The following is a 7,027-nucleotide window of genomic DNA, read 5'->3' as shown; positions in this document are numbered from 1 at the left end:
AAACCTTCGTCGAAACGGTAATTCTACAAACAACTCCGGGCGAAGGCCCGGCGCCTCGCCCAGCTCTCCATCCCCTCCGCCTTCGACGGGCAGGAGCCTGAACCCATGCCCGCCGTTCGGTTTTCAGTTCGCCTTGCGGATCAGTTCATCGGCCAGGGGCGCAGTCAGATAGCCGTCCGCCGTGCGGTTGTTGGCCAGTTGCCAGCGGCGCAGGGCCGCGCGCGTGTTCGATCCGATCACGCCGTCGACCCCTTGCGTGTCATAGCCCAGACGCGTCAGGGCCGACTGGGCGCCGATGCGCTGGTCGCGTGTCATGGCCGGGTCGTTGGGCCAGGCCTTGCTCAGTCCCGGCTTGCCCATGATTCCGTCCGCCGTCAGGCCGATGGCCAGGGCGTAGGAGACCGAGTTGTTGTAGGCGCGGATCACATAGTGGTTCGGCAGGGCCAGGAAGGCGGGGCCGTTGGCGCCCTGCGGCAGCAGGATCGTGGCCTGCTCCAGCGCCTCGGCGCCGTTCGGCGTGCCGCCCTGCGCCAGACGCACGCCGCGCGCCGACCAATAGGCCCAGTCGTGTTTCGGACCCTCGGCGTCGGCATAGTTGAACCCGGCGGGCAGGGTGACCTCATAACCCCAGCCCTGTCCGCGCTTCCATCCGGCCTGGGCCAGCAGATTGGCGGCCGAGGCCAGGGCGTCGCCGTCATTGCCCCAGATGTCGACCTTGCCGTCGCCGTCCTGGTCGATGCCCAGGCGCAGATAGTTGTCGGGCATGAACTGGGTCTGGCCCATGGCCCCGGCCCAGCTGCCTTTCAGGCCTTCGCGCGTGCGCTTGCCCTCGATGACGATATCCAGCGCATATTTCAGCTGGGTCTCGGCCCAGTCGCGGCGACGCCCGTCATAGGCCAGGGTCGCCAGCGAGCGGATCACGTCGTAATTGCCCTGGACCTGACCAAAGGCGCTTTCCTGCGCCCAGACGCCGACCAGAATCTCGCTGGGCACGCCGAAGCGCTGCACCACCGGCCACGGCACGCGGTCGATGCGCTGGCGGGCCTGGGCGATGCGCACGGGGGTCACGGCGTTCTGGATATAGGCGCCGGCGGGGCGCGAGAACTCAGGCTGGTTGCGGTCCAGACGGATCACCGTCGCATCCGGCGTCAGGCCTTCCAGCTCCCGGGCGTAGGCGGCCCGATGGGCGCCGCCCTTGCGCGCCAGGAAGCCCTGTTTCCATCCGTCGAAACCCTGCTGGTCATAGGCGGTCAGGGGCGGCGTCTGGGGGGCGGGCGTCGCGGGCGAAGGTGTTGGCGATGCAGGCTGGGTCACGCTCGGCTGCGGTCCCGGCGTCATCGAGGGCAGCGGCGGCTCAGGCAGCATCGGGGCGCAGGCTGCGACCGAACCAATCAGAAGAAGGCGGAAGGAAAAACGCATGAGATTCAGGGTAAAGCCCTCGACTGGAAACGTGAAATGACATCCCCGCGAATGTCATTGTGATGGGCTTAAAGCGCACATGGCCCTAAACCGTTGCCGTCGCATCCCATCCTTTGACGGCTATTCCAAGGTTTCGAACTTCTGTTTGGACTGTGTTAACGCGCTGCGGCGTAATGGCGCAGCTTAAGCTCTGACGGCCTGATGGCGGAGTGGCGACGCGACGGGGGTGCAACCCCGTAAACCCTCCGTTCGACTCGGAGGTCAGGCCTCCAGCGTTTTTATGCGTCGCCGTGGTTCGTGCGACTTTGGCGAGTCCCTCGATGGGGCCCGTTTTTGTCCCCGCGCGGCTCTAAAAAGCCCGCCCCGCCTGAAAAACGGGACAGGGCAGGGCGGTTTGGGTTGACGCATCCGACTCGTCTATCTATACGACCGCCTCCGCCGCGATCCGCCCGGGTCAGCGGCTTTTCTATTGGTTTCTCTCAGGACGTCCGACCATGAAGGTCCGTAGCTCGCTCAAGTCTCTGAAGACCCGCCACCGCGATTGCAAAGTCGTGCGTCGCAAGGGCGTCGTCTTCGTCATCAACAAGACCGACCCGCGCTTCAAGGCGAAGCAAGGCTAAGCTGTCCTGCCTGCGCGCCGCTTTGGCGGCGTGCGCGCACAGCGTCTTGCTGACGATCCACAGGCTGCGGATTTTGTCCGCGGCCTTTTTCGTGTTCGCGGTTGAGCCATGCGCCCGGTCATGGTTAGCGTCCGCGCCTGATTACTGGAGTATTCCCCATGGCTGACGACGCCTCGTTCGACGGTGGTCCCGACGTTCTCAACTCGACGGCCCAGGGCCGCCTGCGCAGCATCATCGAACGCCTTGAGCGCCTCGAAGAAGACAAGCAGGCCGTCATGACCGACATGAAGGAGGTCTTCGCCGAGGCCAAGGGCGAGGGCTATGACGTCAAGATCCTTCGCAAGGTTCTGCGCATCCGCAAGCAGGACAAGGCCAAGCGTCAGGAAGAAGACGCCATCCTGGACCTCTACATGTCGGCGCTCGGCGAGATCTGAGGCTGACCCGGCTTGAAGCGCACGCCCTTCAAGCCAGGCGGCGGGCTGTCACGATCAGGCAGCCCGAAAGGCGACGGCGCCCCGCGCTCAACTAGCCCCAAGGGCGGCAGCGCCAGCAAGAAACCCTTGCCCAGCCCGTTCGAGATGCAGCGTGAGGCCGCCAAACGCGCCGCCCTCAACGCCTTGAAACGCGCCCGCCGCTCGGCAGAGAAGGCGGGCGTTTCGCTGTCTGAATGGGAGGGCGAGTTCCTCGATTCCGTCAGCGACCGCGTCAAAACCCACGGCCGCGCCTTCGCCGACCCCGAAAAGGGCGCACCGGGTCAGGCCCTGTCAGCCATGCAGGGCCGCAAGCTGAAGGAAATCACCGCCAAGGCGAACGGTGAGGAGCCCAAACGCCGGTGGGGCAGGAAGCCGAAGGAAGGCTGAGGCTCAGCTCGCTTCCTTCAACTGCTCCTCCAGCCCCTGTTCGCGGACCTTGCGGTACAGGGTGGAGCGGCCGATGCCGAGGCGGCGGGCGATCTCGCTCATATGGCCGGCATAGACCTCGATGGCGTGCTGGATCAGGTCGCGTTCGATCTCTTCCAGCGTCCGCAGATGGCCGCGCTCGTCCAGAATACGGATCGGTTGATCGGGCAGGGCCGCCAGATCACTGTGGGCCACGGACGCCACCGCAGCCGCCGACGGCATGAGGTCAGGCATGGGGGCGGCGACGCCGGAAATGGCCGGGAAGTCGTGTGGCTGCAGGAAGGGCGCGTCGGCCAGGACGATGGCGCGGAACACCGCATTCTCCAACTGGCGGACGTTGCCGGGCCAGTCGTGGGCCTGCAGCATGGTCAGGGTTTCCGGCGCACATCCGGCGATCCGCTTGCCTTCCTCGGCGTTAAAGCGGGCGATGAAGTGGTCGATCAGGGCGGGGATATCCTCGCGCCGTTCACGCAGCGAAGGGGCCTCGATCGGGAAGACGTTCAGGCGATAGAACAGGTCCTCGCGGAAGGCGCCGTCCTTGACCTGCTGGCCGGGGTCGCGATTGGTCGCCGAGACGATGCGCACGTCGATCTTGACCGGACGCTTGCCGCCGACGGGATCGATCTCGCTTTCCTGCAGGGCGCGTAGAAGCTTGACCTGAAGATCCAGCGGCAGTTCGCCGATCTCGTCCAGGAACAGGGTGCCGCCGTCCGCCTCGCGGAACTTGCCCAACGTCTTTTCGTGCGCCCCGGTGAAGGCGCCCTTCTCGTGTCCGAACAGGATCGACTCGGCCAGATTGGCGGGCAGGGCGCCGCAGTTGACCGCGATGAACGGTTTGCCCGCCCGGTCGCTGGCGCCGTGCAGGGCGCGGGCGATGACTTCCTTACCGACACCGCTTTCGCCGGTGATCAGGACGGGGATGGAGGACTTGGCCGCCCGCGCGCCCAGCGCCTTGACCATCCGCATGGCCGGACCATCGCCAACGATGTCGTCGAAACTGGCGCGACCCAGAGCGCGCTTGGTCAGGCGTCCAACCTCGGCCGTCAGTTGCGTCAGCTGCAGGGCGTTGCGCACCCCGATCAGCAGCCGTTCGGGGCTGACCGGCTTGACGAAGAAGTCCTGGGCGCCCGCCTGCATGGCCTTGACCACGGTGTCGATGCCGCCGTTGGCCGTCAGGACGATGACTGGCGTCGTCACGCCAGCGCTGCGCATTTCGGCCAGGCACTCCATGCCCGACATCTCTGGCATGACCATATCCAGCAGGATCACGTCCGCGCCGCCGCCTTTCGTCATACGGTCGATGGCCTCGCCGCCGCTAATGGCGTGCACCACCGCATAGCCGTCGCGTTCCAGCACGGCCTGCAACAGTCGGCGCTGGGTCGGATCGTCGTCGACGACCAGAACGGTCTTGGCCATGTTCAGCCCTTCATCATCCTTGCGGCCAGCCTTGGCGGATGGCCCGTTTCGGGACGATTTCTAGGGTGTCGAGGTGAAAATCGCGTTGTCCGGCGTGGTGTCCGACCCGTTAACGTGCAGCTTCTGCATCGCACCGCGTCTCCGGCCAGAACTGCAGCCGACGACCGTTGACGATCAGATCGGGCAGACGCATCGGCGCCGTTTCCACGCCCGCTTTCAATGCGGCCTTCAGGTCGATAGGCGGTGCACCGCCGCACGTCGCATTATACCGTGCCCTTTGACGCCACCGGCCATCTTCGCCCTGAGTGAAGGCCAGGATCACTGCCCCGTTGGCCAGCAAAACGTCTTGACGACCATCGCCATCCAGATCGGTCATGCGCAAGACACAGGCCTCGTCGCTGCGGCAGTTGAGCGCAAGATCAGGCTGGCTCTGGATCTGGGCCATGAAGTCGGGCGGCAGGGTCTGACCTGCGATCGGCTCGATCTTCACCTGACGGGCCAGTTCACGCGTTTCGTCTGGAGAATAGGCGGATCGGTTGTCTGACGCCTTGGCCTCACGGGCCAGACGCGCCGTCTCAGCGTCCGTGGAGGCCGCCAGTCGATCCAGCGCCGCGCGTCCCGCCTTGCCGCTGTCGAAGCGCAGGAAGCCGTAGTCAAAGTCGGCAGCCTTCACCTTGCCGCGCTCCAGCCGCGCGACCTGATCGGACACCGACAGGCGCGTCGGGTCCAGCAGGGGGCTGAACAGGGCCAGGATTGTCAGAACCGACAGGACGGCGGCGACGACATTGGTACGCTCCAGCGGCTTCATCCACGCGCCGGGCCGAACGGCGGCGAACAGATAGCCGACGGCATAGACGACGCCGATGAAGGCGCAGGCGGCGGCGATGATCCGGTCTTGCGTCAGGCCGTGCTGACCGATCCGCAGGCTCAGCCCCCAGATGGCCAGAACGACCAATGGCGCGACCAGAACCGAGGCGACCCGGGTCGCGATCCGCAAAACCAGCGGCGGCAGATTGTCCGGCTCTCCATCCTGATAGGCCGTGTTGATCAGGATGATCAGGGCCGCCGTCGCCGCCAGGATCATGGCCGTGGCGCTGCGCGTCGCCCACAGGGGCTCCAGCCCCGTGAAGGGCAGGGCGGCCAGGAAACCCGCCGCCAGCACGGTGATGACCAGCAGCAGCCAGGACAATAGCATCAGGGCCACGGTCCGCACGCCCCGGATCAGGCCGTCGCGCACATCGGTCAACTGAACCGCAATGGCGAAGGCGGTGCAGGTGACGGGCATGGCGAACCAGGCCGAACGCACCAGATCGGTCAGGAATTTCAGCCCGATCAGATCAAACAGGGCCGCGCCCAACTGCAGCAGAATCCAGAAGGCGCCGGTGAAGCCCAGCGACAAAGCCAACTGCACCCCCGCCTTCCAGGCGACGTCGAAATACTGATGATAATCGACCAGCCAGCGCCGGGCGCGGACTGCGGGCGTCAGCAGGTGATGGGCGATGAACAGGGCGGCGGCGGCGAAAGCCATGACCGGGAATTTCAGGAAGGGCGCCTGATCGTAATCGCCCAGCACCCGCCGCGCCACATCGTGCCAGCCCAGCAGGAACAGCACGAGCCCCGCAACGCCGATCCAGATCGCCAGCGCGGGCCACCTTAACCGCCCGACGCCCGCCAGAGCCGCCACGGGCGCAAACCCGACCGCCAGCGCCAGTCCGCCGAACAGCTCGGGCTCGGTCGACGGCCAGGCCTTGCCGTCCGCAGCGCGATAAAGGGCATAGAGCAGCAGGCCCTGGATCAGGCCGATCCCTACGCGTGCGGCAAACAGGCGGTTTTCGCCCTTCAGCCCGGCGCGTCCGGTGTCGTGAACCGTGTTCTGCGTCGTCTCGGTCACCGGGGGCTCCTTGCGGTTGCATCGAGGATTACATGGACAATGCGCGGTGGAAAGGACGTGCGAAGGTTGCGCCATCGGACCGGCTTGCCCACAACACGCCCCATGAATGCACACTTCAAGCCGACAGACGCCCCTCTCTGGGACCTGACCGACCTCTATGTTTCGCGAGACGACGCCAAGATCGGCGCTGATCTGACGAAGGCGCGCGGGCTGGTGGACGAGTTGAACGGCCTGCAGGGCAAACTGGTCGCCGCCCGTGCGGATGCCCAGGCGCTGGGCGGACTGCTGGATCGGGCGATCCGTCTATATGAACAGTCGTCGGATCTTCTGGGCGCGCTGGGCGCCTACGCCTTCCTGTCGGCCTCGACGGCGCGAGACGATGCGGGGGCGCAGGGGTTCGAGGCGGATGTGCGTGAAAAGATCACCGCCATCGCCACCCCGACCGTCTGGCTGACGCTGGAAATCAACGCCATCGGGGACGCTGAGCTGGAGGCCGCGCTGGCTGCAGATGCCGCCGCTGCGCGTTGGCGGCCCTGGCTGCGGCGGGTGCGGACGATGAAGCCGCATGAGCTTTCGACCGAGCTGGAGACCTTCATCGCCGAGCGCGGTCCGATCACCGCCCAATGGCCGCGCCTGTTCGATGAGCAACTGGCCGCTCTGCGTGCTCAGGTCGGTAAAAGGGGAGCGGGCGCCGAAAGCCTGACCCTGGCGGAGAGCCTGAACCGTCTGTCTGACGCCAAGCCTGCGCGCCGTCGCGCCGCCGCCGAGGGCCTGTCGGACGC

Annotated in this window: 6 protein-coding genes, 1 tRNA gene and 1 pseudogene; 5 read left to right on the top strand and 3 right to left on the bottom strand. The window is 66.1% G+C overall.

Features of this window, described 5'->3' with window-relative positions; translation table 11 throughout:
• Positions 1-123 precede the first annotated feature (123 nt).
• A complete protein-coding gene (locus QZ281_RS17735; RefSeq protein ID WP_292230825.1) occupies positions 124-1,419 on the bottom strand; it encodes a lytic murein transglycosylase in 1,296 nt (431 codons plus the stop codon).
• Between the two features lie 195 nt (positions 1,420-1,614).
• Between QZ281_RS17735 and QZ281_RS17730 the strand changes: the two genes are divergently transcribed.
• The 4 genes from QZ281_RS17730 (at position 1,615) to QZ281_RS17715 (ending at position 2,899) form a co-directional block, all read left to right on the top strand.
• A tRNA-Cys gene (locus QZ281_RS17730) sits at positions 1,615-1,691 on the top strand.
• Positions 1,692-1,913: 222 nt separating this feature from the next.
• Positions 1,914-2,039, top strand: coding sequence for a type B 50S ribosomal protein L36 (ykgO, locus tag QZ281_RS17725; RefSeq protein ID WP_008263184.1), 126 nt, complete (start codon positions 1,914-1,916; stop codon positions 2,037-2,039).
• Positions 2,040-2,197: 158 nt separating this feature from the next.
• Positions 2,198-2,473, top strand: a complete 276-nt coding sequence (locus QZ281_RS17720) for a DUF2312 domain-containing protein (RefSeq protein ID WP_292230823.1) — start codon at positions 2,198-2,200, stop codon at positions 2,471-2,473.
• Positions 2,474-2,617: 144 nt separating this feature from the next.
• Positions 2,618-2,899: a hypothetical protein gene (locus QZ281_RS17715; protein WP_292230827.1), complete on the top strand. Its 282-nt coding sequence runs from the start codon at positions 2,618-2,620 to the stop codon at positions 2,897-2,899.
• A 3-nt stretch (positions 2,900-2,902) separates the two neighbouring features.
• Here QZ281_RS17715 and QZ281_RS17710 read toward each other — a convergent pair whose 3' ends face one another.
• Together QZ281_RS17710 and QZ281_RS17705 are read right to left on the bottom strand one after the other, a co-directional pair.
• On the bottom strand, positions 2,903-4,354 hold the full coding sequence (locus QZ281_RS17710; protein WP_292230820.1) for a sigma-54 dependent transcriptional regulator: 1,452 nt from the start codon (positions 4,352-4,354) through the stop codon (positions 2,903-2,905).
• A gap of 109 nt (positions 4,355-4,463) precedes the next feature.
• The gene (locus QZ281_RS17705) at positions 4,464-6,245 is read right to left on the bottom strand and encodes a DUF4153 domain-containing protein (protein WP_292230818.1); all 1,782 of its coding nucleotides are present in this window, start codon (positions 6,243-6,245) and stop codon (positions 4,464-4,466) included.
• Positions 6,246-6,347: 102 nt separating this feature from the next.
• On the opposite strand from QZ281_RS17705, the pseudogene QZ281_RS17700 reads away from it, so the two are divergent.
• Positions 6,348-7,027: pseudogene (locus QZ281_RS17700) on the top strand (oligoendopeptidase F); the annotation flags it as partial.

The organism is Brevundimonas sp., assembly GCF_018608325.1.
Classification (GTDB): domain Bacteria; phylum Pseudomonadota; class Alphaproteobacteria; order Caulobacterales; family Caulobacteraceae; genus Brevundimonas.
This window is presented reverse-complemented; position numbering and strand designations above follow the sequence as displayed.

What these genes read in the sequence shown, in the direction of transcription:
- QZ281_RS17735 (WP_292230825.1), bottom strand. Translation starts at nt 1,419, where the DNA reads ATGCGTTTTTCCTTCCGCCTTCTTCTGATTGGTTCGGTCGCAGCCTGC.
- ykgO (WP_008263184.1), top strand. Translation starts at nt 1,914, where the DNA reads ATGAAGGTCCGTAGCTCGCTCAAGTCTCTGAAGACCCGCCACCGCGAT.
- QZ281_RS17720 (WP_292230823.1), top strand. Translation starts at nt 2,198, where the DNA reads ATGGCTGACGACGCCTCGTTCGACGGTGGTCCCGACGTTCTCAACTCG.
- QZ281_RS17715 (WP_292230827.1), top strand. Translation starts at nt 2,618, where the DNA reads ATGCAGCGTGAGGCCGCCAAACGCGCCGCCCTCAACGCCTTGAAACGC.
- QZ281_RS17710 (WP_292230820.1), bottom strand. Translation starts at nt 4,354, where the DNA reads ATGGCCAAGACCGTTCTGGTCGTCGACGACGATCCGACCCAGCGCCGA.